We start from the raw sequence: 25,824 nt of genomic DNA, 5'->3' as shown, positions 1-25,824 counted from the left end.
AGTTCGAGGATGGAGACCATGGCGTCCTTACTCTTCCGGCTCGGCCGGTTCTCATTTCGACACAAGTGGTGGGTGATTGCCGCGTGGGTGGCGGCGATGGTCCTCGTCGTCAGCCTCGTCAGTGCCCTTCAGCCCAAGTTCTCCAAGGACTTCGAGCTGCCCGGCACCGACTCCGGCGACGCGATGACCACCATGCAGCAGTACTTCCCGGCGGCCAACGAGGAGCAGGAGCAGTCCTCCACCAGCATCCTGGTGCAGGCTCCCGACGGCCTCGCCGAACACACCGCCGAGATCGACAAACTCGTCACGAGCCTCAAGCAGTTGCCCGACCTCAGGGACGCGGCGAGCATCGTCAACCCCTTGTCCGTGCCGGGCGAAGCCTCCGCCCAGGTCCTCAGCGAGGACGGCAAGGTGGGCCTGATCCAGGTCAAACAGACCACCGAGGTCATGGACCTGGAGATCACCGACAAAGAGGCATTCGTCGACATCATCACCGAACACCGTGTCGGCGGCCTGAACGTGGAGGCCACCGGCTCGCTGATGTCGGTCGCCGAAGACGGCGGCACCGCCGAGATGCTCGGCTTCGGTGTCGCGTTCATCGTGATGATCGTGTTCTTCGGCGCCCTCGTCGCCGCGCTCATCCCGCTGATCACCGGCGTCTTCGCCGTCGTGATCACCATCATGTTGCTCACGCTGGGCACCGAGTTCCTGGATATCAACGAGTCGGCCACCGGCATCGTCACCATGCTCGGTATCGCCGTGTCCATCGACTACGCGCTCTTCATCGTGTCCCGATACCGAAGCGAGGTCGCGCGCGGTGGGTCCAGAGAGGATGCCGTGGGGCGTGCGGTGGGGACCGCCGGCTCCGCGGTCGTGTTCGCCGGACTCACCGTGATCATCGCCGTCGTCGCGCTGATGGTGATCGGGCTGCCGTTCGTCACCCAGATGGGCGCCGGTGCCGGTATCGCCGTCGGCCTCGCCGTCCTGGCCGCCATCACCTTCATCCCGGCACTGCTCGGCGCGTTCGGCCGCTTCGCGTTCACGCCGAAGATCCCGTGGATCAAGCACGCCGAGGATTCCGAGGACACCGACACCAACGGTGTGCGGTTCGGCCGGGCCATCGTGTCCAAGCCGATTCCGTTCATCATCGCCGGCCTGGCCTTGCTGATCGTCGCCGCCATCCCCATGTCCAAGATGGAACTGGGCATGTCGACGACCACTCAGGACGAGAACAAGGCGCTGGCCCTGCTCGCCGAAGGCTTCGGCAAGGGCATCAACGGCCCCCTGCTGGTGACCGTCCGCAACGCCGACGGTGACGTCTCCGCCGCCGCGGACAAGGCTGTCGCACACATCAAGACGCTCGACGACGTGGCCAACGCCAGAACCCTCAGCTGGGTGGGCAACGGCACCGATCCGAAGAACCCGAACGCGGGCGCCGACACCGCACTGATCTCGATCATCCCCAACAGCGGTCCGTCCGATCAGGAAACACACGAACTGATGGAACAGATCCGCGACTACAAGAACGAGGTCTCGGCGGCGGGCGGCACCATGCACGTCGGCGGTCTGACCGCGATCCTGTCGGACATGTCCGACAAGCTCGACAAGGCGCTGATCCCGTACCTGATCGTCGTGGTCGGCCTGGCCTTCCTGATCATGGTCGGCGTGTTCCGCTCGCTGTGGGTTCCGCTGATCGGCACCATCGGATTCATCTTCTCGGTGGTCGCCGCCTTCGGTGCGACCGTGGCGGTCTTCCAGGAGGGCTGGTTCGGCCTGATCGACGACACGATGCCGCTGTTGTCGTTCCTGCCGATCTTCCTCATCGGTGTGGTGTTCGGTCTGGCCATGGACTACCAGGTGTTCATGCTGACCAGGGTCCGTGAGGAATACATCCACGGTATGACCGCCAAGGAGGCGATCATCGCCGGCTACCGGCACGGTGCCCGCGTGGTGTCCTCGGCCGCGCTCATCATGATCAGCGTGTTCGCCGCGTTCATGCTGGCCCCCGACACCACCTCCAAGATGCTCGGCTTCGCGATGGCCATCGCGGTCTTCTTCGACGCCATCATCATCCGTATGATCGTGGTGCCCGCGGTGATCGCGCTGCTCGGAGACCGGGCGTGGGGCCTGCCCAAGTGGCTGGACAAGCTGGTCGTCGACTTCGACATCGAGGGCGGCGCGGTGCGCAACAACGGGCTGGAGAACCTCCCCGGTGACGAGACGTCGCCGGCGAAGGCCGGAGCTCCCGCATAGTCCGATGGCAGCGTCACCACGACGCGAATCCGAGGGTGGCCGTCGTGCCGACAACGACACGACGGCCACTCCGGTCCTCGCCGGCGAGGACCGGAGGACCGTCGGATTGCGCGAGAAGCACAAGATCCGCACCCGCAACGCGATCCGCGAAGCGGCGATGCGGTTGTTCCAGGAACAGGCCTATGTCCGCACCACGGTGGAGCAGATCGCCCGGGAGGCGGAGGTCTCACACACCACGTTCTTCCGCTACTTCGCCTCCAAGGAACAGGTGGTCCTCAACGACGACCTGCGCGATGCCAAGAACGATGTCATCGCGGCGATTCCCCCCGGACTCAGCCACTTCGACTTCGTCCGGGAACTCATCCGCAGCATCTACCTGCTGGCCAAGAACGATCCGTGGACGTCGAATCCGGAGCGCATGCGGCTGATCCAGACCGAGCCCACGCTCCGGGTATCCCAGCAGCTGGAGTCCGATCGTGCCATCTACGACACCATCGGCATGATGGCCGACTACCTGGGGGTCGATCCGGAGAACCCGCGCCTGCGGGTGTTCGCCGCGGCGGTGGGCGGGGTGATGTTCCACCTCGCCAACGAACGCGGCGACCACTGGGACGACAGTATACTCACCGCCCTGCTCGACGCGATCGACCTTCTCGAACAAGGTCTTCCACTGTGAGGGTGATCGACCGCACGAACTGAGCCGCCGGATCGACAGACCGCGGGCCGCGAACCTTCGCGGCCCGCGGTGTCGTTTTGGCAGCCGGACCGTCTCCCGGGCCTGACGTATGCCCCGGGCCTGACGTATGTCCCGGGCCGGTTGTGCTCGCCTGAGACTTGTCCGGGCCCGACCGCACCGGAGCGTTCACCCGCGTCACCGGCACCGCCGAGTTGTCCGCCGACGGGGCCTCGGTGGCGAAGAAGCGTTCCCCCTCCGCATCCCATCGCGTGAGATCGTCTGTCGTGTACCGCATTCCGGTCCGGCTGTACACCATCTGCCGGAGCAGCGCCAGCGGATGCCGGGCATCGTACACCCGGTAGCGGGTACTGCCGGCGACGCTGCGCAGCTCGGAGGGAGTGCCCAGCGCGTCGAGATCCCCGTATGTCTGTGCACCCCAACCGGTGTGAATGGTCAGAAAGCCGGCGCCATTGACCAGGATCGACTCCACCGGACGATCCGGCCGCCACTGGAAGTTCGATGCCGGATCGCCGACGATGATCGTCGAGGTGACGTCTGCGCCCGCACTTCGCCCAGGATCACGGGCCCCGTCCGGGGTGATGCCGAACGGCCTGAGTACGGCCGGAACGCCGGGAATCCCGTCCGCCGCGGCCTTGATCCCCCACGGGCTGCGGGTGTCGGCGACCAGGACGATCCGCGCGTCGCTCAGATCGACGCCTTGGGCAATCGCCTTCTCGGTGGCGTTGCCGAGGGCATCGGCACCCTGCGAGTAGCCGGTATAGATCACCGTGGTGTCCGTACCGGCAAGTCGTCGCATCACCGCGAGATTACGGTGAACGGCCACCGATCTGGACACGTCGTAGGTGGCGGCCAACGGCGGCACGGGTGAGGATTTGCCACCCACGAACGGCCACAACGACTCCGGGTAGGCCACGATCAGCGTCTTGCGCTGTCCCACGGTTCGCCTGATGCGTTCGTCGAGGGTTCCGTCGTCGGTTCCGGGCGTCACCACCATCACCGTCCCGTCGGCTCTCGGGCCCACCTGATTGGCCCGGTTCGTGCCGTCGGTGACGATACCCGACGCCAGCAGATCCGCGACCGCCCGCGGGCCACCACCCACCGCGATGGCCGGCGCATAGGACAGTGCCGCAATGACAGTCGTCGTCAGGGCGCAGGCCGCCGCCCGGCGAAGGGCGCGCCGACGGCAGGCCCCGCCGGACGGGGGGACCGGCACGGGCGGGCAATCATGGGTCGGCACGGTTCTCCTCGTCCACAGGTCGGTCGAGATACTCCGGCCAACCTTTCAGCGGACCGCACACCAACTGTAGTCAGCCGAATCCCGACCCGCGGGTACATGCGGTCATCCAATCGGCTGATTACCCGGCGGAAAGGTACGATGCGCCGGGCTCGTCGAGGTCGCGCCGAGCACATCTCGATATACCCGCGACCGGCGGCGCCGGTCCCGCACACCGCCGGGTTCACCGACAGCGCACACGCCGGACACGTCTGCCGGCAGCTGACCGGACTCGGCCCGGGCGACCTCGCAACTGTGATCCGGCACCGATTCCGGCAGTCGCCCGGCTCCCGGCGAGCAGGCGGGAACGAGGTGTGTTTTCGTTGTTCGATGAGCGTCACCTATCTCGGCCACATCGTCCATATCGCCGGTTCCCCCGATGTCACCGGCGCGCGTGAGGCACTGACAACGTTCCCCGACGGCGCGCTGGTCGTCGACGACACCGGTCTGATCACCTATTGCGGGTCGCGCCGGGATGCCCCCACCGATGACACCGGAACCGTGGTCGACCACCGCGGATCGTTCCTGCTGCCCGGCTTCGTCGACACCCACATCCACTTCCCGCAGACCTATTCGCTCGACGCCTACGGCGGTGGACAGCTGTTGGAGTGGCTCGACTCGTGCATCTTTCCCGCCGAGGCCCGGCTCGCCGACCCCGAGTTCGCCGCCCGCATCGCCCGCGACTTCGTGACCGCCCGCATCCGCTCGGGCACCACCGCCGCGATGGTGTTCGGATCGGCCTTTCCCGACGCCCAGGACGCCCTGTTCACCCAGACCCGGCGCGCCGGGCTGCGACTGGTGAGCGGGCGCGGCATTCAGACCGTGGGACCGCCCTCGGCCACGCCGCTGCTGACCTCGGAGCACAAGGCGATCGAGTTGTGCGCCGACGAGATCGACCGATGGCACGGCGACGACTCGTCGTTGCTGCAGGTGGCGATCGTGCCCCGGTTCACCCTGTCGGTGTCCACCGAGACACTTGCCGGCCTCGGAGAGCTGTACGACGATGTGCGCGCACGTGGGGTGTTCGTGCACTCGCATCTCAATGAGAACAACCGGCCCGGTACCGGCGAGATCGACGTGGTCAAGCGCCTGTTCTCCGTCGAGACCTACCTGGACACCTACGACGGCAGGTTCCTGCCCGGATCGCGGGTCGGCGGATCGAGTCTGCTGGGGCGGCGCACCATCATGGCGCATGCGGTGCACTGCACCGACGACGAACTGACCCGCATGGCCGAGACCGGCACGTCGATCGCGCATTGCCCTGTGTCACAGCAGTTCCTGGGTTCGGGAACGATGCCGTGGCGGCGTACCGTCGCAGCCGGCGTGACTGTCGCGGCGGGCACCGACGTGGGTGCCGGCGATGAATGGCTGATCCCGCAGGTGCTCGGCTGCGCGTTCAAGGTACACCTGTCCGAACCCGGTGACGACGCCGTCGCGCTACACCCGGCCGAACTCCTGTTCACCGGAACCCTATCCGGGGCAAGGGCTCTCGATGCCGAAGCACGTTTCGGCAACTTCGACACCGGCAAGGAGGCCGACTTCCTGGTGGTCGATCCCACCCGGTGGGAACCCCTGGAACGATTGCTGTCCAACGCTGTTCACGCAGACGATGATGAATCAGCCCGCGACCGGTTGCTGTTCGCCCTCCTGCTGGGCATGCGTGAACCCGCGATCACCGAGGTCTACGTCCGCGGCTCCCGCGTCGTCGAACCGGATCCCCTTCGCGCATAACGCGCCATGTCCTCTCGCCTCTGACCTCTGGTCTCTGGCCCCCACCGCTCGCCCCGGGCTCAACCGTCCGGTACACCGCAACGGCCCGGCAGGCGTCACAGCCTGCCGTTTCACGGTGGAAACCGCGCGAAACAATCCCGTTACCTCACTCGCTTACGTTGAGACCTGCCAGATGGTTCGCCGCGCAAAGTCAACGAAAGGTGGTGACAGGTGATGGGTACCGGATCACGGATCACGTTCACCGTCGCCGACTGCCTCCGCGCCTCCGTTCTCCGACGCCCGCGTCTGGCCATTCTCTCGGTCGAGATCAGTCGTTCCCGAACCCGGTAGCCACCGCCGCAGCGCTCCGTCACCGCACGCGCTCACGGACCGAACACCGCGCCACAGAGTGGAAGTCATAACCACGCGATCCATCCACTCATGCACGCCACCGGCATCGTTTCGGGTCCCGTGGTCGGCCCCGCCGCCGCACCACGACACGCCTCATCACGACGGCGTTTTCCACGACGACGATTTCCACGACGACGACCTCCACCGAGGAATGAACTCATGACAGCAATCCCCGTGATCGACCTCGCCCACGCCCGGGCGAGCGAATCGAACCGCAAATCCATCGCAGCGCAGATCGATCGGGCCAACCGCGAGGTCGGCTTCCTCACCGTGATCAACCACGGCATCGAAACGGACCTGCTCTCGGACGTCCTGTCCGTCACCCACGCGTTCTTCGACCTCCCCGAGCCGGCGAAGAACGCCTACATCGGTGACCCGGCGAGCAGCCGCGGCTACATCGCACCCAGGGCGCGGGCTTTGGCCGGCACCCGGGGCGTGATGACCCCCGGCGACCTCGTCGAACTGTTCGCCATGGGGATGCCACATGTTCCCGACGAACCATATTTCGATATATCCAATTCGGGCAACAACTTTCACCCGAACATCTGGCCGGCGGAGATTCCCGGGATGGAGCGGATCTGGACCGCGTACTATCAGCGGGTGGCCGCGCTGGCCCGCGAGATCATGTCCCTGTTCGCCGAGGCGCTCGATCTCGAGCCGGACTTCTTCGAGGACAAGATCGACAAACCGATCAGCAACCTCTTCGCGAACTGCTACCCACCGATCACCACCGAGCCGCTGCCCGGACAACTCCGGGTCGGCGAACACACCGACTACGGGACACTCACCCTATTGTACCAGCCCGACGAGGTCGGCGGACTCGAGGTTCAGGTGAACGGGTCCTGGTTCCCCGTCCCGGCCATCGCGGGTGCGTACGTGGTGAACATCGGAGATCTCATGGCGCGCTGGACGAATGATCGATGGATATCGACCCTGCACCGGGTTCAGAATCCACCCGAGGAGACCCGGCACCTGCGCAGACTGTCGCTGCCGTTCTTCTGCCAGCCCAACTACGACGCCGTCATCGAGACGTTGCCGTCGTGCGTCTCGGCCGGCAACCCCGCCCACTACCCGCCGATCACCTCCGGGGAGAACGTCCGGGGAAAGACCGATACCAGCTTCGCGGTCGCCGCGAGCACCTGACCGCCGCCGAAAGCCTACGTACAGACAAAGATTCACCGAACATCCGCTCTTGCAACTCCTCTCAAGGAAGTAGCCACCAACATGCTCACCAGACGCACCCTTGTCCGCCGCCTAGCGGCAGCCACCACACTGGCAACCGTCTCCGTGCTCGGCCTGACCGCCTGCGGTTCGGTCGACGAGTCCGGCAGCAACGAGAAGACCATCGCCATCTCCTTCCCCAATTTCTCCCGCACCCCCGCGTTGCAGGTGGAGATCAAGGCCGCCCAGGACGAGGCCGACAAGCAGGGTTACAAGCTGATCCTCGACGATCCCGGCAGCGACCTGGACAAGCAGGTCAGCACCATCCGCACCTGGATCCCCCAGAAGTACGGTGCGATCCTGGCCGTCGCCCTCGACGCGACGGTGCTCGAAGGTGTTGCCGGCGAGGTTGTCAAGAACGGAACCCAATGGATCACCTACGGTTCCACGCTCAAGACACAGACCGGTGAGATCGACATGCAGCAGCGCGCGGCGGGCGAACAACTCGCCCAGCTCGCCGGGGATTGGTTCAACCGGGAACTCGAAGGCAAGGGCGAGGTCGCCGTCCTCACGTACGAGGAAGCCGAATGGTCGCGCGAACGCCAGGCCGCACTCGAGGAGAAGCTGGCGCAGGTGGCACCGGGTGTGAAGGTGGTGGCACGCCAGGACGCCCTGTCCGAGACCGAGGGACTCAACGCCACCAAGAGCCTGCTGCAGGCAAATCCCGGGCTCAACGCCGTGTTGGCCGTATCCGAATCAGCCAGTGTCGGAGCGTATTCAGCACTGAGCGACAAGCGAAACCCGAACATGTTCATCGGCGGCATGGACGGTAACAAGGAAGCACTCGACGCCATCGGGTTCGGTGGCGCGTACCGCGGATCGGCGGCCCTGGACCTCAACGAGCTCGGACGCGGCATGATCACCACCGCGATCAACTCGATCACCGGCGACGGCGAGTCCGTCTACCGGGTCAGCTACGTGCCGGTGATCCCCGGCAGCCGCGAATTGTCCCAGATGCAGGCCCTGTGGAAATGACGGCGGTCGATGCCCCCACGGCACGGCCCACCGACGGGCTGACCGCATCCGCCATACACAAGTCCTACGGCGGCGTCCCCGTCCTGCGTGGGGTGGAGCTGTCAGTGCGGCCGGGTGAGATCCACGCCCTGCTCGGGGCGAACGGGGCGGGCAAGTCGACGGTCATCAAATGCCTGAGCGGCGCCGAACAACCCGACAGCGGCGAGATCTCCGTACTCGGTACGACCGTCACCGGGATGACGCCGCGCGGCGCCCGCGAGGCGGGAATCGAGGTCATCCACCAAACGCCCAGTCTCGCACTCACCCTGGATGTCGCCGACAACGTCTTCCTCGGCCGCGAACCGGCCCGGGGACCACTGCGTGACCGGCGTGCGGCACTGCGGCAGACCGCCGAACTGCTCAACCAGCTCGGCTCCGACATCGCCCCCGACGCCGACCTGCGCACACTGAGCAACGCCGACCTGACGGTCATCGAGATCACCAAGGCGCTCGCACAGAATCCCGCCGTCCTGATTCTCGACGAACCGACGTCATCGCTGACCGAACGTGAGGTCGAGCAACTGGCGATCAGGATGCGGCTGCTGCGCGACAAAGGTCTTCCGCTGCTGTTCGTCACACACCGGATGACCGAGGCACTCGAACTCGCCGACCGGGTCACCGTCCTGCGCGGCGGCCAGGTGGTTCTGTCGAAGCCCACCTCGGCCGTCACCGAGGCGGAGATGATCAGCGCGATCGTCGGGCCCCGACAGGCCGTCTCCGGTCCCGCCGACCGGCGTCCGGCGCCGACGACGGCCGGGCCCGCGGTACTCGAGGTCACCGACCTCGACGGGCCGGGCATCGGGCCGGTGGACCTGGTGGTGCGGCCCGGCGAGATCGTCGGGGTGTTCGGCCTGGTCGGCGCGGGCCGGACCGAACTGCTGGAGACGATCGCCGGCGCCCGCCGCGCGAGCAGGGGCCGCATACTCCTGGACGGCAACAGGGTCAGCCACCGCAGTCCGGCGCAGGCGGTGGCCGACGGCATCGCCCTGGTCCCTTCGGACCGCCTGCGCAAGAGCATCTTCGCGACGCTGCCCGCCGAGTCCAACGTCACGATGGGCCGACTGTCCGCCACCGCGCGGTGGGGTGTGTTCCGTTCGCGCAGAACCGAACAGGGCATGTTCGACACCGTTGTGTCGATCCTTCGGCTCTCCCCCGACCGGGGCGACCTCGAAGCGGGCCGGTACTCGGGCGGCAATCAGCAAAAACTGGTGATCGGCCGCTGGCTCAACAACGCCGCGTCCGTCCGGCTGCTCCTGCTGGACGAACCCACCGACGGCGTCGACGTCGGCGCCCGGGCCGACCTGTACACGGCGATGCGCACATTCGCCGCCGGCGGCGGCGCACTGCTGTTCGCTTCGTCGGAGGCCGACGAACTGATAGCCGTCGCCGATCGGGTGATCGTACTCGCCAGAGGCCGGATGACGGGCGAGATCACCGGCCCGGATCTGACCGAGTCGCGATTGCTGTCACTCGCCCACGCCGGCGAGGCAATGTCCCCGCCCGCCGTTCCCACCGGGCCAGACCCGGCACCCTCGTCCACCGCGGAGGCTTCCCATGCGCACGTACATTGACAGATTCCTCAGGCCACAATCGGTCTCCAACGCGGTCCTCGTGGTCGCGCTGCTCGCCCTCGCGCTCTATTTCGCTTCGCGCACATCACGATTCGCCACCTCGTCAAACTTCCTGACGCTCGTCGACAATGCCGCCGCCCTCGGCATCATCGTCGTCCCGTTCACTCTGCTGGTGATCGCCGGATACATCGACTTCTCCGTCGGCTCCGTCGCGGCGCTGTCGGCGACACTCACCGCGATCAGCGTCACCCAGTGGGGCTGGTCCGAGGCCGCGGGCCTGGCCCTGGGACTGTGCGTGGGAATCGCCGCCGGCGCCGTCAACGGATTCCTGTGCGTCATCCTGGGCTGGCACCCGATCATCGTGACCCTCGGAATGCTCGGCGCCATCCGCGGCGCAACCCTGATCGTGCAACAGGACCAGATCTTCGGCATCGGCCCCCTCGTCGAGTCCATCGGCACCGGCGATATCGCCGGTATCCCGATCACCACCGTGATCGCCCTGCTGTGTTTCGCCGCCGGCGGCGCATTCCTGACCCTAACCCCGTGGGGCAGACACATCTTCGCGCTCGGCGCCAACCCCCAGGCCGCGTTCCTGTCGGCGATCCGCGTCAAGGCGATCCCGTTCGTCCTGTACGTGGTCACCGGGGCCGGTGCCTCACTGGCCGGCATCGTGTACATGGCCAGGCTGAACGGTGTGGCACCGGCGACCACCGCCGAAAGCATGGAGTTCCAGGCCCTCACGATCGTCCTGCTCGGCGGGGTCGCGTTCGCCGGTGGCCGCGGCAGCCTGTTCGGCGTCTTCATCGCATGGCTCTTCCTGGCCACCCTCAACAACGGCCTGGTGCTGCTGCACGTCACCCCGTACGTACAGACCGTCGCCTCCGGACTGGCACTGGTCGCGGCGGCAGCACTGGACCGGGCCGGCAGCACCGTGATCCCGCGCCTGCACGCCTGGCGCGAGGCCCGCTCGCGTGTGACCGATGATCCGGGTACCACGACGGCCCCCCGGCCCGAACCGGCGAAACAGCTGTCCGGTGCGAGGCAATAGCGCACAAGCCCTTTCATCCGATCACTACCGATGGAGCCACACCGTGACAACGCTTGTCATCAATCCGAACCGCGTCACCGCCAACACCGAACTCGTCCAGCACTGGGTGAACAGATGGTTCGGTGACAACCAGGTACTCGTCGTCAACCCCGACTGGGGACCGGAGGAACTGGCCGGCGAATGGGAGACCCAGCTCAGCGCCACCGCCGTTCTCGACAAGGTGGCCACGCTCGACATCGACCAACTGGGCATCGACGGGATCGTGATGGCCGGATTCGCCGAGCCCGGCGTCGAAGCGCTGCGCGAAGTGGTGCCGGTTCCCGTCGTCGACATCACAGAGTCCGGTCCCATGGCGGCGATGCTGACCGGGCGGCGGTACGGCATCATCACCAGCAGCCACGCTGCCATCCCCATCGTCGACGACCGGTTGGTCGCCCTGGGTCTGCATCCGCGGTGCAACACCGTCGTCGCCGCAGGACTCGGGGTTCCCGAGATGATGGCCGACCGCCGCGCAACCGCCGAACGCGTGATCTCGGTCGGTCAGGAACTCCTGCACCGGCACCACTGCGCGTCGATCGTCCTGGGCTGCGGCGGCTTCACCGGATTGGCGGCCGAGATCTCCGGACAACTGGGCGTACCGGTGATCGAGCCGGTGCGGGCCGCCGTCGAACTGGTACGCGGCCTCACCGGCATCGGCGCCGCGGCACCGGCGACCACCCCCACCCCCCGGCACATCGAGAACTGGCCGCTGTCACACAAGCCCATTCCCGCGTAACAGTCACCTCGGCCGCTGAACGGATCCGTTCAGCGGCCGAGGCCGATCGCCACACGCCGGGGTCAGCCGTCGATGATGATCTCCTTGCCGTCCCATTCGTGGTCGTGCATGAACCCTTCGGCGAGACCGACCTTGTACTTGAGGCAGTGCCGCAGGATGTAGAGGTAGGCCAGCGGCAACATCAACGCCGGCCTGCGGTCATCCGAAGCCCAGACAACGTCGTGGGAATGCCGGAAATCGCGGACGAAGTCCCTGAACTTCCTTCCGTTCAACGACTTCCGCCTCCACCCGTACAACAGCATGCCCAGGCCGATCATCTTGTCGACATCGGGCCGCGGCGTGATCAGTTCGGTGGTCTCGCCGAAGAAGGCGCGGTCGATCCCGTCCTGCGCGGCGAACAGCATGATCCCGCTGGTGGCGCGCGGATTGCATTCGATGGTGAGCAGGCCGATGTCGGGATCGTCGTAGAAGTCGAATCCGATATTCCCGGTGAACCCGACATCTGCCACGAACTCGGTGACCCAGTTGAGGATTCCCGGATGGCCCACCGATTCGAAACGCAGACAGGAGTTTCCGTCGATGGCGTAACCCACCGGGTAGGCGGCGTGCGCGAGCACCTCCCCGTCGCGGCAGACCGAGTAGGTGCAGTACCTCGCACCCGACGCCCACTGCTGGGCCAGCCACGGGTTTCCGTCCTCGAACTCCAGCCAGGACAGGTCATCGCCGGGCGCGACCTTGTACACCTTCTGCGACCCACGCGAGTACACCCGTTTGAGCGCGAACGGAGTGGTGAAATCGAGCGCGGCCACATCTTCCGGCGAGGACAGCGTGGCGTACTTGAGCCCCGGCAACCCCTTCTCCTGCAGCAGTCGCGAGAACTCCGCCTTCTGATGCAACTGCTTCTCGGTGGCGAACGGCGACAGGAACAGCTCACAACCGGGCGGGAACAACCCCGCCATCATCGACAGGATATCCGTTTCCTCGTGAATCGGGATGATCATGTCGACCTTCTCGTCGACGGCGATCTGCACCAGCCTGCGGCAATAGGCCACCGGCTCGAACTTCGGCGACGGCACCCGGAAGAACGCCGACGTGGCATGCGAAAAACGCGTTATCCCAATCGGAAGACTATCCACTATCGTGACCCGGTGTCCGGCCGCCGACATCAGCCGGGCAAGGTTCAGGGTGAGAAACGATCGGCCGAAGGTGATCAGTACGTGCTTGCCACTCGACTCAGTCACGGCACCGAGTCTAAACCGAACACATACCCGACCCACCCGGCACGGGGAATAACCTGTCCGGTGAGGTCGGTTACACACTCTTGACGCGGAGCGGAGGTCCGAGATGTTCGTGATCGGCGTGATCGCGGCCTGCCTGGCCGCGGTCGCCTACGGCATGTCGACGGTACTGCGCGCACTCGGCGCCCGCCGCGTGGCGCAGGAAGCCCGCGAAGAGGGCAACGCAGCAGGTCAGACCACCGCATCGGGTGGACCGTCGCTGCAATCGACAATGTCGACGTTCATCGATCCCGCGTTCATCCTGGGCACGATGCTGGTGGTGATCGGCTTCGCCGGCGGCGCCGTCGCGGCCCGCTACCTGCCACTGTTCCTGTCCCAGACCATCGTGTCGGCCAACCTGGTGGTCACCGCGCTGCTCAGCACCATCATGCTCAACATCGCCCTGCACACCCGCGACTGGATCGCGATCTGGCTGGTGGTGATGTCACTGTGCATGCTCGGGTTCTCCTCGTCGCCGCACACACAGACCTCCGACAGCGACCGGTTCCACTGGGTGCTGTTCATCTCCACCGCCGTACTGTGCGTCATCGCGCTCGCCGGGGTATACAAGGTCCGCAGACACGCCGCGATCATCGGCGGGGCATGCGCTGGACTGCTGTTCGGCATGATCGCCATCGCCGTGCGGGTCCTGCACGGGGTCGACCCGTTCGACCCGGTCACACTCATCAAGGACCCCGCCGCCTGGACCATCGCCATCGCCGGGGCCACCGGCTTCTTCGTGCAGACCGTCGCCCTGCAACTGGGCGCCGTCAACGGGGTCACCGCGGTCCTCGTCGTCGGCGAGACCGCGGGCCCCAGCCTGGTGGGCGTGCTGTTCCTCGGCGACACCGCCAAAGCCAGCCTGGCCGGCGTGGCCATCGCCGGTTTCGTCGGCGCCGTCATCGGTGCGGTGCTGGTGGCCTGGTACGGCTCCGGCGACCCCGACCACTTCGGCGAGGCACCGCCGATGAAAGGCGGCTGGCGCCGTGGCCGGGAGGACCCGCCCGACACCGGTGAGTCCGCAAAGGTGGACACGCCCGCCGCCGACCGACCAGACTGACCCCATGAACTCCGCGCGCACCGCGTACGAAACACTCGAACCGTTCCACGTTCTCGCCTACTTCAATCCCGGGATGAAAGCCGCCCTCGACGAGACCGGGCTCTCCCCCATCGCGCTGTACGCGGGCGGCCGCGGCGCACCGCTGGGACCGTGCGCACCGTCGGTGGTGACGGCGACGTTCTACAACTTCAACCCCGGCCTCATCGAACCCGCCTGGCGCGACGCCGTCGCCGTCGGCCTCGACACAGTGTCCGACGCCCGCTACCGGATGCTCGATGAACAACTGCGCGCCATCATCGGCGACGGCGTCGACGAGCCGGTGATCGGCGAACTGGCCGACACCTTCGAGGCGGCCGTCACCCGTCTGCCACTCGGTGGACGTCCCCTCGCCGCCGCATGGGCCTCCGGCCCGGTACCCGAGGCACCGCACCTGCGGCTGTGGCGGCATGTGGCCGTCCTGCGAGAATGGCGCGGCGACAACCACATCGCCGCCCTGGTGACCCACGGCCTCGACGGCCTCGACGTGGTCACCTTCCACGAGGCCGACCTCCCCGACCCGACCGTCAAGCGCCGCATCATGGGCCGGGAGATGATCAAGTTCACCCGCGGCTGGTCCGACGACGACTGGGAACGTTCCGTCGACCGCCTGGTGGCCGCCGGCCTGGCCGAACGCACCGACACCCCCAACGCACTCGGCGTGGCACACCGGCTCACGGCCGACGGCGCCGCCACCTACGACGACATCGAAGCCGAAACCGATGCACTCGGCGAAACCATATGGTCGGCACCGGAATTGATTGACGCACTCGACCGGATACGGCCGTACGTCAAAGCGATTCTCGACGCCGGGGTGCTGCCGGGCACTCGCAAGAAGTAGCACCCCACCGCCGGTCGAGGTGCGGGCCTCCAAACCCCGACGACACTGCCACCTCACCAGGTTTCGAGGCTCATCGCCTAGCGGCTCTTCACACCTCAACCAACAACATGGTCGCCGGTTGAGGTGCGAGCTTGCGAGCCTCGAAACCCCCGGTGAGGCAAGGGCAGTCGAGTGGGGGATCAGGTGTCCCGGTTCGGGGAGGAGGCATTGGCCCAGAAGCGTTTCGGGATGCGGCCGGCGCGGTGCGCGTATCGGCCGGCGAGCACCGCGTGCCGCATCGCGGTCGCCATCGCGACCGGGTCGTCGGCACGGGTCACCGCCGAGGCTAGGAGCACCGCGTCGCAACCGAGTTCCATGGCCAGGGCGGCGTCGGAGGCGGTGCCGACTCCGGCGTCGAGGACCACCGGGACACCGGCCGCGGAAACGATCATCTCGATGTTGTGCGGGTTGATGATGCCCAGACCGGTGCCGATCGGCGAGCCGAGCGGCATCACCGCGGCCACCCCCGAATCCTCCAGCCTGCGCGCAAGAATCGGGTCGTCGTTGGTGTAGGCGAGGACCACGAATCCGTCGTTCACCAAAACCTGCGCGGCATCGAGCAATTCGACAGGATCGGGCAGCAATGTCCTGTCGTCGGCGATCACCTCGAGCTTGACCCATTCGGTGTCCAGGGCCTCGCGCGCCAACCGCGCGGTGAGCACCGCTTCGGCCCTGCTGTGGCAGCCGGCGGTGTTGGGCAGGATCGCGATGCCGAGCCGGTCGAGCAGATCCACCATCCCGGCACCCGATCCGGGGCTGACCCGGCGCAGTGCGACGGTGGTCAGCTCGGTCCCCGAGGCGAGCAGAGCCTCTTCGAGCACAGCATGATTGGCGGCGCCACCGGTGCCCATGACGAGCCGGGAACCGAACTCGCGGCCGGCGATCCGCAACACATCGGCACCGGTGTCGGTCTTCGTCGTCTCAGCCACCCTGCACCGCCGTCACGATCTCCACCTCGGCGCCGTCGGCGAGCGGACTGTTCCATTCGCGGCGGACCACCACCTCACCGTCCACCGCGACCGCGATACCGCGGTCGGGCAGGCCCAGCACGCCGAGCATCTCGGTGACGCAGGTGTTGTCGGGCAACACCGTCCTGTCGCCGTTCACCAGGATCATCATCAGTTCACTCCGGTTTCCATCAGTCCGCCCAGGATTCCCCGAGGATCTCGACAAAACGATGAGAGGTCCACGGCGCCAGCACAATACCGTTTCGTCCGTGACCGGTGGCCACAATCACCCGTTCGTCGACGGCACGCACCACCGGCAGTCCGTCGGCGGTGCACGGGCGCATGCCCACACTCACCTCGGCCAGGTCGTAGGTCCGCAGTCCCGGCATCACCTCCAGCGCGTCGGCCAGCAGATCGGCCACCCCGGAGACCCGGGGCGCCCTGTCCGCGGCGTCGATCGGCTCGTATTGCGTCGCACCGATCACGATGCCACCGCTTCGCGGCACCAGGTACACCATCCGGTCGCCGACCCGCGCTCGCACCACGTGGCGGGGCCCGGGTACCGACCAGGCGTTCGCCGTCAACCGCAGAATCTCCCCCTTTGCCGCGTAAAGGTCTACGCCGGAAACAAGTTTCGATGTCCCAAGACCGGCCGCGACAAGAATCCGGTCGCCGTCCAGTCCGGCCGGCGAGTCGACCCGCCGCGCACACACCACTCCGCCGCGCTCCACCAGCGCAGATTCCAGGGCCCGCAGAAGCATCCGGTTGTCGACGGCCCCCTCCCCCGAGGCGAGGAAGCCGCCGACCGGGCGCGGGCCGAGAGCCGGTTCCAGATCCCGGATCTCGCGACCGCCCACCTGCCGCAACACCGATCTCTCGACAGTCTCGGAGCCGACCGGCCCGGACCACACGAACCGGGCGAGCTGCGCCAGGACCGCCACATCCGCGGACGTCACCCCGACGAACAGCGAATCGGTGGCCACCACGATCGCCGGATCGGCCAGCCGGGCGAGCAGCGCCGGCCAGCGGCGCACCGAGTCAGCGGTGATCTCCAGCAGCACATCCTCACCGGGATGTCCCTCGCCGAGAGAGCCGAGCATCCCGCCGGCCACGTCGGCCGCGCGCGGTGCGTCCGGGTCGGTCAGTACCGTCACCCGCCACCCCGCGTCGGCGGCGGCCAGCGCGCAGCACAACCCGATCACGCCGCCGCCGACCACCGTCAGCGTGGCGCGATCGGACCGCGGGCGTGCCCCACCATCGTCGCCTGACACGATATTGTCTTCTGCCACAACAGTCCTTCCTGCGCCGGCATTACCCGGATCAGGTGTGACGGTCCGCGGGGGCGCCCCGCACTCTCAGCCCGACGATCCCGCGGGCTCCCGTGTCTTCCTCGATCCAGGGTAGAGGACGCGGTCATCGGATACCGAGGGAGTACCGTCGGGGCCATGCGCTACCAACCTCTCGGCACCAGCGGGCTCATCGTCTCCTCGGTCGGCGTGGGCTGCAACGCCTTCGGTAAACGCATCGACCAGAAGGCCACCGGCAAGGTCATCGACGCCGCCATCGACGCCGGGATCAACTTCTTCGACACCGCCGACAGTTACAGCTCCGGTGTGAGCGAGCAGATGCTCGGCAAGGCGCTCGGCGGGCGGCGCGACGAGGTCGTCATCGCCACCAAGTTCGGCATGGACACCGGCGGCCTGTACGGCGAGGACTTCGGCGTGCGCGGCAGCCGCGGCTACATCGCCCGGGCCGTCGAGGGCAGTCTGCGCAGACTCGGCACCGACTACATCGACCTCTACCAGTTGCACACCCCCGACCGGGTGACGCCGCTGGAGGAAACCCTCGACGCGCTCTCCGATCTGGTGACCGCGGGCAAGGTCCGCTACATCGGGTCGTCGAACATGACGGCCTGGGAGGTGGTGAACGCGGACTGGCTCGCCGAGTCGCTCGGCGCACCCCACTTCATCACCGCGCAGAACGAGTACTCGCTGTACAACCGGAGTGCCGAAGCGGAGTTGGTACCGGCTCTGGAGACCTTCGGCATCAGCCTGCTGCCGTACTTTCCGCTCGCCTACGGTCTGCTCACCGGCAAGTACAAGCGTGACCGGGCACCCGCCGAGGGCACGCGGCTGGCCACCGAGACGTTCCGGTACGACGGCGCCGACTTCGACATCGTCGAAGGACTGCAGAAGTTCGCCGATGACCGCGGTATCGGCCTGCTGGACGTGGCCATCGGCGGCCTGCTCGCCCAGCCGGCCGTCGGATCGGTGATCTCCGGCGCCACCCGTCCCGACCAGATCGACGCGAATATGCTGGCGGCACAATGGGATCCGAGTGCCGAGGACCTGGCCGAGCTCGACGACATCGTCACCCCCGGCTCGGGCCAGGGCTACACCACGTACGCCTCATGACGAGCCACATCCACGACCGACTCGCGGACGCTCGCCTGTACCTGTGCACCGATGCCCGCCGCGAACTCGGCGACCTCGACGAGTTCGTCGCCCGGGCGGTCGCCGGTGGTGTCGACATCGTGCAACTGCGCGACAAGGGATCGGCGGGCGAACGCGAATTCGGCGCCCTCGAAGCGGCCGAGGAACTCGCCGTCCTCGCCCGCCTGCGGGAGATCACACACGCGGCCGGGGCGCTGCTGTCGGTCAACGACCGCGCCGACCTCGCCCGGCTGTCCGGCGCCGACGTCCTGCACGTAGGACAGGGCGACCTGACCCCTGCGCAGGCACGCGAGATCGTCGGCGAGGACGTCGTCATCGGGCAGTCCACCCACGACGAGGTCCAGGCCGTCGCCGCGGCCGCCGACCGGGACGTCGACTACTTCTGCGTCGGACCGTGCTGGCCGACTCCCACCAAACCCGGCCGGACAGCACCCGGCCTCGACCTCGTGCGCCAGGTGGCCGCGGGCGACCCGGCAAAGCCGTGGTTCGCAATCGGCGGGATCGACGCGCGGCGGCTGCCCGAGGTCACCGATGCCGGGGCGAGCCGGATCGTCGTGGTGCGGGCCATCACCGCCGCCGACGACCCCGAGGCCGCCGCCCGCGCCCTGGTGGCGGGCATCCCCGCGGGCACCGGAACCCCCGGAGGCACCGGAATCCGAGCAGAAGGCATCACCGCAGGTCGCTGACGCGAGTGTGAAAACTTTCACACTCGACCATGGTGAGGGTGTACCCTCGACTCCGTGCTCAAGACACGTGCGCTTCTGGTAGCCCGCCGCAGCGGGGTCTGATCTCGACCGACCCCCCGCTGCGGGGTCGGTGCGCGCACCCGAGTCGGTCACCCGATTTCGACCGAAATGAGCACATTCGATGCATGCAGTTCACCCCACCCGGCCATGCTCGCCTCGTCCCACCGGACGGCACGCCATCAGCCCCCTGCCGCCCGGTATCCGAGAGGAGGCATCCACCATGACCTGGAAAGACTTCACCGACCACTACACCGGCGACGGCCACATCCGGCTCGACGCCTTCCACACCAGCCCCGCCCGCGGCGACATGATCGACTGCCGCGCCACCCTCGTCGTCGACGACGACCTGCTGTCATTGCACGCCACCGCGACCGGCCCCGTCGGTGCCATGACCTCGATCCTGCACGACATCGGCGCACCCGTGGCCATCGTCGAGCTTCGTCAGCGCCGCACCGACAACGCCTTCGCCACGTATCTGCTGTGCGAGCACAACGGCACCCGGCGCTGGGCCTACGGCACCGGCCGCACCGGCGACGACGCCAACGTCAACGCCCTGGTGAACGGAGCAAACCGCCTACATACCGCTGGTTGAGATGCGATGAGCCTCGAAACCGCGCACGACAGCATTGTCATCTCGCGGGGTTTCGAGGCTCGTCGCTTGCGCTCCTCGCACCTCAGCCTGCGGGGCGGGCGGCCTGGTCGGTGAGGTGGTCTTTGAGTCGGGGCCAGCTGGTTTCGAAGGCCGGGTGCAGGGGCATGTGCTCGACGTCGGCGATGCTGACCCAGCGCAATTCGGTGGACTCGCCGTTGGCGACCGTGCGCACCGGCTCGTCGACCTCGGCGATCACCGTGGTGTAGGTCCAGCCACTCGGGGCGCTGTGGGTGACGAACGCCGACAACACCCGCAGGTCGTTGCCACCGATACCGGCCTCCTCGTCGGCCTCGCGGATGGCGGTGTCAATGGCGCTCTCGTGCGAGTCCCGGGCTCCGCCCGGCAGCGCCCAGGTACCGCCCTGATGTGACCACACCGCACGATGCTGCAGCAGTACCCCGGTATTGCCGTCGGGCAGCGGCGCCAGCAGCAGCAGACCGGCGGCACCATGCACCCCCCAATACCGGGCACCGTCGGGATCGATCACCCAACCGTCACCGTCTCCGCGCACATCGTCTCCTTGCCCCGCCGAGAAATCGGCACCGTCGTACCGACCCGACCGCCGACAGCCGACGATCGGTCACTATTTCCACCGTATGTGACATACGTCCGGTGGGCCAGACTCCAAACCGGGTTGCGCACGACTAGGGTGGAGACCGCAGAGTTTCCCGCTCGGGTAGGAGGCCTAACGGTGACCGGCCACGCATCCCCCGTGCGCAGCGCCGTCACCCGCGCAGGTCGGGCCGGACGGTCCGGTAGCACGCTGCCGCCACTGCGCCAGGCTCTCGCCGAACGTCGCGAACTGTCCGAAACCCGCACCCAGCCACCGCTCGTCACGCTACGCCACTACGCGGGCACCTCCCCCGGCAAGCTGGTCGCGATCATGGTCCTGCTGTCGCTGACGCTGGTGATCACCGGCTGGTACGCCTCGAGTGTGCTCGACAGCCGCACCAGCACGTTGCGGCAGATGGTCGACCGCACCGAACCGCTCGCCGAATCCGCCCAGGTGCTCTACAGTTCGCTGTCGATCGCCGACGCCTCCGCGAACGGGGCGTTCCTATCGGGTGGCCTCGAATCCCCCGCGCTGCGTACCCGCTACGCCGACGCCATCGCGACCGCCGCGACATCCCTGATCACCGCATCGGGCAACCTGATGGAGAAGTCCAAGGCGACTTCGGCCGCCGAGTTCGCCGAAACCCGCCGTGATGTCGAGACCCTCGCCAAGAACATCCCCCTCTACACCGGCCTGGTGGAAACCGCGCGCACCAACAACCGGCTCGGCAATCCGGTCGGGTCGGCCTATCTGGGCGTCGCCTCGACACTGATGCAGAATCAGATCCTCCCGGCGGCGCAACGGCTGTACGACCGCAGATCCGCGGCCATCTCCGACCCGCAACAAACCCTGTCGACACCGCCATGGGCGGTGTATGCGGCGCTCGCGGTGATCATCGGCACGCTCCTGGCCACCGCCCGCTACCTGGCCCGGCGGACCCGGCGCAGATTCAACGTCGGCATCCTCGCGGCGCTCGCGGCGATCCTCATCGGATCGGTCTGGTTGCTCGCCTCCGGACTCACCTCGGTGGCCATCACCCACAGCGCCCGCGACAACGGCGCCAATCCGCTGCGGGATCTGACCTCTGCGCGCATCCTCACCCAGCAGGCGCGATCGGCCGAAACCCTGTCGTTCGTGCGGCGCGGCGACCAGGCCGGACTCGAACGCACCTTCACCCTGGCCACCTTGCAGATCTACCGCACCCTGAGCAAGGTGCAGACCAACCTCGACGACGACGCCGCCGTGACCTCCGATCAGCTCGACACCGCCAAAAACCTGCTGCACCAGTGGACCGCCGCCGACGACGACGCGCGCGCCGCCATCCAGAACGGCGACTTCTCCGACGCGCAGAAGATCATCGGCACCGGGGCGTCGGCGCAACGGTACGCCGCCCTCGACGCCGAACTCGTCACCGCGATCACCGCCACCCGCGAATCGTTCCGCACCGACATCAACACCGCACAGCGCGTCATCGGATACACCGGTACCGGCATCTTCGTCATCACCTGTTTCGCCGCGCTCGCCGTCATCGGCGGGCTGCTGCCCCGCATCAGGGAGTACCGATGACCTCCAGGATTGTCACCGCCATCGCCGTGATCGCCGCCGCGGCGATCACGGCAACCGCGTGCGCCGGATACCCGGCCCCGGAATCGCCGCCGCCGAGCGCGACCGCCGCGATACCCACCCCACCCGGGGCGACCTCGCAGACCGGGGTCGAACCCGCCCCCGACTCCGACGACTGTGACGCCCTGGTGAGCCTGCGGCCCGGCACGCTGCCCCCACCGCGGAAGATGCCCGCCCGTTCCACGATGGCCGACATCTTCGCGCGCGGACGGCTCATCGTCGGCCTCGACATCGGCAGCAATCTGTTCAGTTTCCGCGACACCATCACCGGCGACATCAAGGGCTTCGACGTCGAGTTGGCCCGCGCAATCGCCCGCGCGATCTTCAACGATCCCAACCAGATCGAGTTCCGGGTGCTCACCTCCGGCGAACGGATCGCCGCGCTGCAGGCCGGATACGTCGACGTCGTGGTCAAAACCATGTCCATCACCTGCGACCGCCGCCAGGACGTGGCCTTCTCCGCCCCGTACTACGTGGCCACGCAGCGCATTCTGGCCCAACGCAATGCGGGTATCGAGGACGCCGACGACCTGGCCGGCAAACGGGTGTGCGCCGCCCGCGGCGTCACCTCCATCGGCAGGCTCCAGTCGATCGTGCCGAGCGCCCGGATCACCACCACCAGCACCTGGGCCGACTGTCTGGTGATGTTGCAGCAGGGGCAGATCGACGCCGTCAGCACCGACGACGCGATCCTGGCCGGTCTGGCCGAACAGGACCCGTGGGTCGAGGTGGTCGGACCGAGCCTCGGTGAGGAAAACTATGCCGTGGGAATCGCGAAAGGACACAATGATCTGGTCCGGTTCGTCAACGGCGTCATCGAAGATCTGCGCACGTCGGGACAGTGGCAGCGGATGTACGACCGATGGCTGTCGATCCTCGGACCCGGCTATCCACCCGTCCCCCGATACCGGGACTGAACAGCGATCATGACCGGCTCACACATTCCAGCGCATCCCGGCCGGGGCCCGGCCGGGGACCCCGCCGCCGAATCCGACCACACCACCGAACCCGTACCCACAACCGCGGACACCGACTCGGTGGAGGACACCGACTCGGTGGAGACGGGCAGCATCCGGCGTGAGAACCAGAGCCCCGGCGAAAGCCGGAACCAGGACGACCACGAGGATGAGATGGACGGCACCCAGGCCGCCGTATTCGACCCCTTCGCCGACGACACAGGGGACGGGAACGAGGGGGACAGGAACGAGGGGGACGGCACCCAGGCCGCCGTCTACGATCCGTTCGCCGACGACACCGGCACCCAGGCGACGGCGTTCGACCCCTTCGGCGACGATACCGACAAGGTTCCCCGACGCCCCCCGCCGACCACGGCGGCCACCGGCTACTCCACCGGCAGCACCGGTCCGGTGTCGATGGACGGCTCCACCACCGGGTCGACGTTGCGCCTGATCCCGACGAACCATCTCGGTGTACACGACCGGCGGCTGGGCAGTGGACTGGTCGACCTGCCCAAGATCCACGACATCGACCCCGCCGACGCCGTCCTCACCGACGCCGTCATCCCCGAGGGCAAACGCCGCTGCTGGCGCTGCGGCCGGCCCGTCGGACGCAGCGACGGCGACCATGGCGGACCGCTGACCGGCGACTGCCCGAAATGCGGGGCGCACTACTCGTTCGTCCCCGGCCTGGATCCGGGCACGCTGGTGGCCGACCAGTACGAAATCGCCGGTGCCATCGCCCACGGCGGAATGGGATGGCTGTACCTGGCCACCGACCGCAACGTGTCCGACCGGCCCGTCGTCCTCAAAGGCCTGCTCAATTCATCGGACTCCGAAGCCCAACAGGTGGCGCTGGCCGAACGGCAGTTCCTGGCGTCGGTGAATCATCCCGGCATCGTCAAGATCTACAACTTCGTCGAACACCCCGACCAATTCGGTCAACACATCGGCTACATCGTGATGGAGTACATCGGCGGCCAGACACTGAAACAGCTGATGTCGGCGGACAGGTCGGCGCCCGACGACGACAAACAACTGCTCGGTATCGAACAGGCGATGGCGTACATGCTGGAAGTCCTCCCCGCCGTGGGCTATCTGCATTCGGTGGGCCTGGTGTACAACGACGTCAAACCCGAGAACATCATGGTCGCCAGCAACGATGTGAAACTGATCGACCTCGGTGCGGTGTCGGCGATCAACGGATACGGGCACCTGTACGGCACCCCCGGATTCCAGGCGCCCGAGATCGTCCGGACCGGACCGCAGGTGGCCACCGACATCTACAGCATCGGCCGGACCCTGGCAGTGCTCACCCTGCCGATGCCCCGCAAGAACGGCCGCTACCTCGACGGCCTGCCCGACCCCGCCGATGCCCCGGTGCTCGCCGACAATCCGTCGTATCATCTTCTGCTTCAACGGGCCACCGCACCCGATCCGGCCGACCGGTTTGTCTCGGCCGAAGAGATGACCACCCAGCTGCTCAACGTGCTGCGCGAGGTGGTCGCCGTACACACCGGAGTGCCGCGGCCGTCGTTGTCGACCGTGTTCAGTCCGCCCCGCACCACCTTCGGCACCGAACTGCTCCTCGGACCGGTCGACGGATTCTTCGATCCCGACAAGGCCGCCTTCTACGACCCGCTCGACATCGCGCACGCCCTGCCGGTACCCCTGGTCAACCCGGCCGACCCCGCGGCGGGAATGCTCACCTCCGCAGCTCTCTCGTCGCCCCGGCAAACCCTCGATTCAATCAAAGTGGCCCGATCCGAAGGATTCTCGGCCATCCTGGGCAGCCCCACCGACGATTCGCATCCATCGCTGGAAATCGACCTGGTGGAAGCACGCGCACATCTGGAGCTCGACAATGTGGACGTCGCGCTGGAGTTGCTGCGCAAGATCACCCTCCACCACGGCGACTCGTGGCGGGTGCGCTGGTACATGGGCGTGTGCGCCCTGCGCAACGGCGAACCGGAGATCGCCTACGAACGATTCGATGATGTGCTGCAGGCGATGCCCGGCGAGATAGCCCCGAAGATGGCCGTGGCCGGCACCGCCGAACTGATCGGCCGATGGCTGGCCGACGAACGGCTGGCCAGCCCGCGCCGCATCACCGAATGGACCACGATCGCCGCCCACCACTACCACGACCTGTGGTGGACCAACCACACAATCATCACCGCCGCATTCGGGCTGGCCCGGCTGCACACCACCGCCGGACGTATCTCCGAAGCCCTCGAACCGCTCGACGAAGTCCCCTCGACCAGCAGGCATTACAACACCGCCCGGGCAACCGCGGTGCTGATCCTGGTACACGGCCGCAAACCCGACGACATCACCCGCGAGGAGATCACCGAGGCAGCCGCGCGCCTGGAACAGATCCCCGACACCGAACCGCGCAAGACCCGACTGACGCTCATCGTCCTGGGCACCGCGCTGGGCTGGATCGCGGCGCAGGACAACCCACCCAGGGATTCGAAGGTGAAGATCCTCGGCTATCCGTTCACCGAACTCGGTCTGCGCCGGGGCACCGAACGCTCCCTGCGCCTGCTGGCACGGCAGACCCGCTCCAACCGTGACCACCGGTTCATGCTCGTCGACCTCGCCAACTACGTCCGCCCCGAAACCCTCTTCTGATATCTCGGCCGTACCGGGCCGCCGGCGAGGCGTG

22 protein-coding genes and 1 riboswitch are annotated in these 25,824 nt (G+C 67.3%); of the genes, 16 read left to right on the top strand and 6 right to left on the bottom strand.

Annotation, left to right across the window (positions count from 1 at the left end; translation table 11 throughout):
- Positions 1-18: 18 nt before the first annotated feature.
- Both GII31_RS02355 and GII31_RS02350 read left to right on the top strand, forming a co-directional pair.
- The gene (locus tag GII31_RS02355; protein ID WP_260840257.1) at positions 19-2,253 is read left to right on the top strand and encodes an MMPL family transporter; all 2,235 of its coding nucleotides are present in this window, start codon (positions 19-21) and stop codon (positions 2,251-2,253) included.
- Positions 2,254-2,257: 4 nt separating this feature from the next.
- Complete coding sequence (locus GII31_RS02350) at positions 2,258-2,929, top strand: TetR family transcriptional regulator (protein ID WP_260840256.1); 672 nt, start codon at positions 2,258-2,260, stop codon at positions 2,927-2,929.
- On the opposite strand, the gene GII31_RS02345 is transcribed toward GII31_RS02350, so the two are convergent.
- Positions 2,877-4,187, bottom strand: a complete 1,311-nt coding sequence (locus GII31_RS02345) for an alpha/beta hydrolase family protein (protein ID WP_213246444.1) — start codon at positions 4,185-4,187, stop codon at positions 2,877-2,879. The two genes, GII31_RS02350 and GII31_RS02345, sit on opposite strands and share 53 nt — an antisense overlap.
- A gap of 366 nt (positions 4,188-4,553) precedes the next feature.
- Between GII31_RS02345 and GII31_RS02340 the strand changes: the two genes are divergently transcribed.
- The 6 genes from GII31_RS02340 (at position 4,554) to GII31_RS02315 (ending at position 11,973) form a co-directional block, all read left to right on the top strand.
- Positions 4,554-5,954 (top strand): amidohydrolase family protein, encoded by a 1,401-nt coding sequence (locus GII31_RS02340; protein WP_213246442.1) that lies wholly within the window; start codon positions 4,554-4,556, stop codon positions 5,952-5,954.
- Between the two features lie 549 nt (positions 5,955-6,503).
- Positions 6,504-7,487, top strand: coding sequence for an isopenicillin N synthase family dioxygenase (locus tag GII31_RS02335; RefSeq protein WP_213246440.1), 984 nt, complete (start codon positions 6,504-6,506; stop codon positions 7,485-7,487).
- 81 nt (positions 7,488-7,568) lie between these two features.
- The gene (locus GII31_RS02330; RefSeq protein WP_213246438.1) at positions 7,569-8,540 is read left to right on the top strand and encodes a sugar ABC transporter substrate-binding protein; all 972 of its coding nucleotides are present in this window, start codon (positions 7,569-7,571) and stop codon (positions 8,538-8,540) included.
- Positions 8,537-10,150, top strand: a complete 1,614-nt coding sequence (locus GII31_RS02325) for a sugar ABC transporter ATP-binding protein (RefSeq protein ID WP_213246436.1) — start codon at positions 8,537-8,539, stop codon at positions 10,148-10,150. Before GII31_RS02330 ends, GII31_RS02325 begins: the two co-directional genes overlap by 4 nt.
- A complete protein-coding gene (locus GII31_RS02320) occupies positions 10,134-11,198 on the top strand; it encodes an ABC transporter permease (protein WP_213246434.1) in 1,065 nt (354 codons plus the stop codon). Before GII31_RS02325 ends, GII31_RS02320 begins: the two co-directional genes overlap by 17 nt.
- Positions 11,199-11,241: 43 nt before the next feature.
- Positions 11,242-11,973, top strand: a complete 732-nt coding sequence (locus GII31_RS02315) for an aspartate/glutamate racemase family protein (RefSeq protein WP_213246432.1) — start codon at positions 11,242-11,244, stop codon at positions 11,971-11,973.
- A 62-nt stretch (positions 11,974-12,035) separates the two neighbouring features.
- Here the strand turns inward: GII31_RS02315 and GII31_RS02310 are convergent, their stop codons facing one another.
- Positions 12,036-13,214: an ATP-grasp domain-containing protein gene (locus GII31_RS02310; RefSeq protein ID WP_213246430.1), complete on the bottom strand. Its 1,179-nt coding sequence runs from the start codon at positions 13,212-13,214 to the stop codon at positions 12,036-12,038.
- A gap of 103 nt (positions 13,215-13,317) precedes the next feature.
- Here GII31_RS02310 and GII31_RS02305 point away from each other — a divergent pair, with 103 nt between their 5' ends.
- Together GII31_RS02305 and GII31_RS02300 are read left to right on the top strand one after the other, a co-directional pair.
- On the top strand, positions 13,318-14,310 hold the full coding sequence (locus tag GII31_RS02305) for an EamA/RhaT family transporter (protein WP_260840255.1): 993 nt from the start codon (positions 13,318-13,320) through the stop codon (positions 14,308-14,310).
- A 4-nt stretch (positions 14,311-14,314) separates the two neighbouring features.
- The gene (locus GII31_RS02300; protein WP_213246422.1) at positions 14,315-15,187 is read left to right on the top strand and encodes an SCO6745 family protein; all 873 of its coding nucleotides are present in this window, start codon (positions 14,315-14,317) and stop codon (positions 15,185-15,187) included.
- A gap of 179 nt (positions 15,188-15,366) precedes the next feature.
- On the opposite strand, the gene thiG is transcribed toward GII31_RS02300, so the two are convergent.
- Genes thiG through GII31_RS02285 form a run of 3 tightly spaced genes read right to left on the bottom strand, consistent with a single transcriptional unit; the run spans position 15,367 to position 17,444 of the window.
- Positions 15,367-16,155, bottom strand: coding sequence for a thiazole synthase (thiG, locus tag GII31_RS02295; RefSeq protein ID WP_287383616.1), 789 nt, complete (start codon positions 16,153-16,155; stop codon positions 15,367-15,369).
- The gene (gene thiS / locus GII31_RS02290; RefSeq protein ID WP_213246420.1) at positions 16,148-16,345 is read right to left on the bottom strand and encodes a sulfur carrier protein ThiS; all 198 of its coding nucleotides are present in this window, start codon (positions 16,343-16,345) and stop codon (positions 16,148-16,150) included. Before thiS ends, thiG begins: the two co-directional genes overlap by 8 nt.
- 19 nt (positions 16,346-16,364) lie before the next feature.
- Positions 16,365-17,444, bottom strand: a complete 1,080-nt coding sequence (locus tag GII31_RS02285; RefSeq protein ID WP_213249731.1) for an FAD-dependent oxidoreductase — start codon at positions 17,442-17,444, stop codon at positions 16,365-16,367.
- An 8-nt stretch (positions 17,445-17,452) separates the two neighbouring features.
- Positions 17,453-17,566, bottom strand: a riboswitch (TPP riboswitch).
- A 52-nt stretch (positions 17,567-17,618) separates the two neighbouring features.
- Between GII31_RS02285 and GII31_RS02280 the strand changes: the two genes are divergently transcribed.
- From GII31_RS02280 to GII31_RS02270, 3 genes are all read left to right on the top strand, one after another.
- Positions 17,619-18,587, top strand: coding sequence for an aldo/keto reductase (locus GII31_RS02280; RefSeq protein ID WP_260840254.1), 969 nt, complete (start codon positions 17,619-17,621; stop codon positions 18,585-18,587).
- Positions 18,584-19,312 carry a thiamine phosphate synthase gene (thiE, locus tag GII31_RS02275; protein ID WP_213246416.1) on the top strand — a complete coding sequence of 243 codons (729 nt, stop codon included), beginning with the start codon at positions 18,584-18,586 and terminating at the stop codon, positions 19,310-19,312. Before GII31_RS02280 ends, thiE begins: the two co-directional genes overlap by 4 nt.
- 280 nt (positions 19,313-19,592) lie before the next feature.
- Positions 19,593-19,964, top strand: coding sequence for a 2-isopropylmalate synthase (locus GII31_RS02270; RefSeq protein WP_213246415.1), 372 nt, complete (start codon positions 19,593-19,595; stop codon positions 19,962-19,964).
- Positions 19,965-20,046: 82 nt separating this feature from the next.
- Here GII31_RS02270 and GII31_RS02265 read toward each other — a convergent pair whose 3' ends face one another.
- The gene (locus GII31_RS02265; RefSeq protein ID WP_213246413.1) at positions 20,047-20,535 is read right to left on the bottom strand and encodes an NUDIX domain-containing protein; all 489 of its coding nucleotides are present in this window, start codon (positions 20,533-20,535) and stop codon (positions 20,047-20,049) included.
- A gap of 180 nt (positions 20,536-20,715) precedes the next feature.
- On the opposite strand from GII31_RS02265, the gene GII31_RS02260 reads away from it, so the two are divergent.
- Genes GII31_RS02260 through GII31_RS02250 form a run of 3 tightly spaced genes read left to right on the top strand, consistent with a single transcriptional unit; the run spans position 20,716 to position 25,790 of the window.
- On the top strand, positions 20,716-22,143 hold the full coding sequence (locus GII31_RS02260; RefSeq protein WP_213246411.1) for a hypothetical protein: 1,428 nt from the start codon (positions 20,716-20,718) through the stop codon (positions 22,141-22,143).
- Positions 22,140-23,117 carry a glutamate ABC transporter substrate-binding protein gene (locus GII31_RS02255; RefSeq protein WP_213246409.1) on the top strand — a complete coding sequence of 326 codons (978 nt, stop codon included), beginning with the start codon at positions 22,140-22,142 and terminating at the stop codon, positions 23,115-23,117. Before GII31_RS02260 ends, GII31_RS02255 begins: the two co-directional genes overlap by 4 nt.
- Before the next feature lie 9 nt (positions 23,118-23,126).
- Positions 23,127-25,790: a serine/threonine-protein kinase PknG gene (locus GII31_RS02250; protein ID WP_260840253.1), complete on the top strand. Its 2,664-nt coding sequence runs from the start codon at positions 23,127-23,129 to the stop codon at positions 25,788-25,790.
- The last annotated feature ends 34 nt before the right edge of the window (positions 25,791-25,824 follow it).

The organism is Gordonia pseudamarae, from assembly GCF_025273675.1.
Lineage (GTDB): Bacteria > Actinomycetota > Actinomycetes > Mycobacteriales > Mycobacteriaceae > Gordonia > Gordonia pseudamarae.
This window is presented reverse-complemented; position numbering and strand designations above follow the sequence as displayed.

Coding starts and splice junctions, on each gene's coding strand:
- GII31_RS02355 (WP_260840257.1), top strand. CDS start 19: ATGGCGTCCTTACTCTTCCGGCTCGGCCGGTTCTCATTTCGACACAAG.
- GII31_RS02350 (WP_260840256.1), top strand. CDS start 2,258: ATGGCAGCGTCACCACGACGCGAATCCGAGGGTGGCCGTCGTGCCGAC.
- GII31_RS02335 (WP_213246440.1), top strand. CDS start 6,504: ATGACAGCAATCCCCGTGATCGACCTCGCCCACGCCCGGGCGAGCGAA.
- GII31_RS02320 (WP_213246434.1), top strand. CDS start 10,134: ATGCGCACGTACATTGACAGATTCCTCAGGCCACAATCGGTCTCCAAC.
- GII31_RS02340 (WP_213246442.1), top strand. CDS start 4,554: ATGAGCGTCACCTATCTCGGCCACATCGTCCATATCGCCGGTTCCCCC.
- thiS (WP_213246420.1), bottom strand. CDS start 16,345: ATGATGATCCTGGTGAACGGCGACAGGACGGTGTTGCCCGACAACACC.
- GII31_RS02305 (WP_260840255.1), top strand. CDS start 13,318: ATGTTCGTGATCGGCGTGATCGCGGCCTGCCTGGCCGCGGTCGCCTAC.
- GII31_RS02325 (WP_213246436.1), top strand. CDS start 8,537: ATGACGGCGGTCGATGCCCCCACGGCACGGCCCACCGACGGGCTGACC.
- GII31_RS02300 (WP_213246422.1), top strand. CDS start 14,315: ATGAACTCCGCGCGCACCGCGTACGAAACACTCGAACCGTTCCACGTT.
- GII31_RS02270 (WP_213246415.1), top strand. CDS start 19,593: ATGACCTGGAAAGACTTCACCGACCACTACACCGGCGACGGCCACATC.
- thiE (WP_213246416.1), top strand. CDS start 18,584: ATGACGAGCCACATCCACGACCGACTCGCGGACGCTCGCCTGTACCTG.
- GII31_RS02250 (WP_260840253.1), top strand. CDS start 23,127: ATGACCGGCTCACACATTCCAGCGCATCCCGGCCGGGGCCCGGCCGGG.
- GII31_RS02255 (WP_213246409.1), top strand. CDS start 22,140: ATGACCTCCAGGATTGTCACCGCCATCGCCGTGATCGCCGCCGCGGCG.
- GII31_RS02330 (WP_213246438.1), top strand. CDS start 7,569: ATGCTCACCAGACGCACCCTTGTCCGCCGCCTAGCGGCAGCCACCACA.
- GII31_RS02280 (WP_260840254.1), top strand. CDS start 17,619: ATGCGCTACCAACCTCTCGGCACCAGCGGGCTCATCGTCTCCTCGGTC.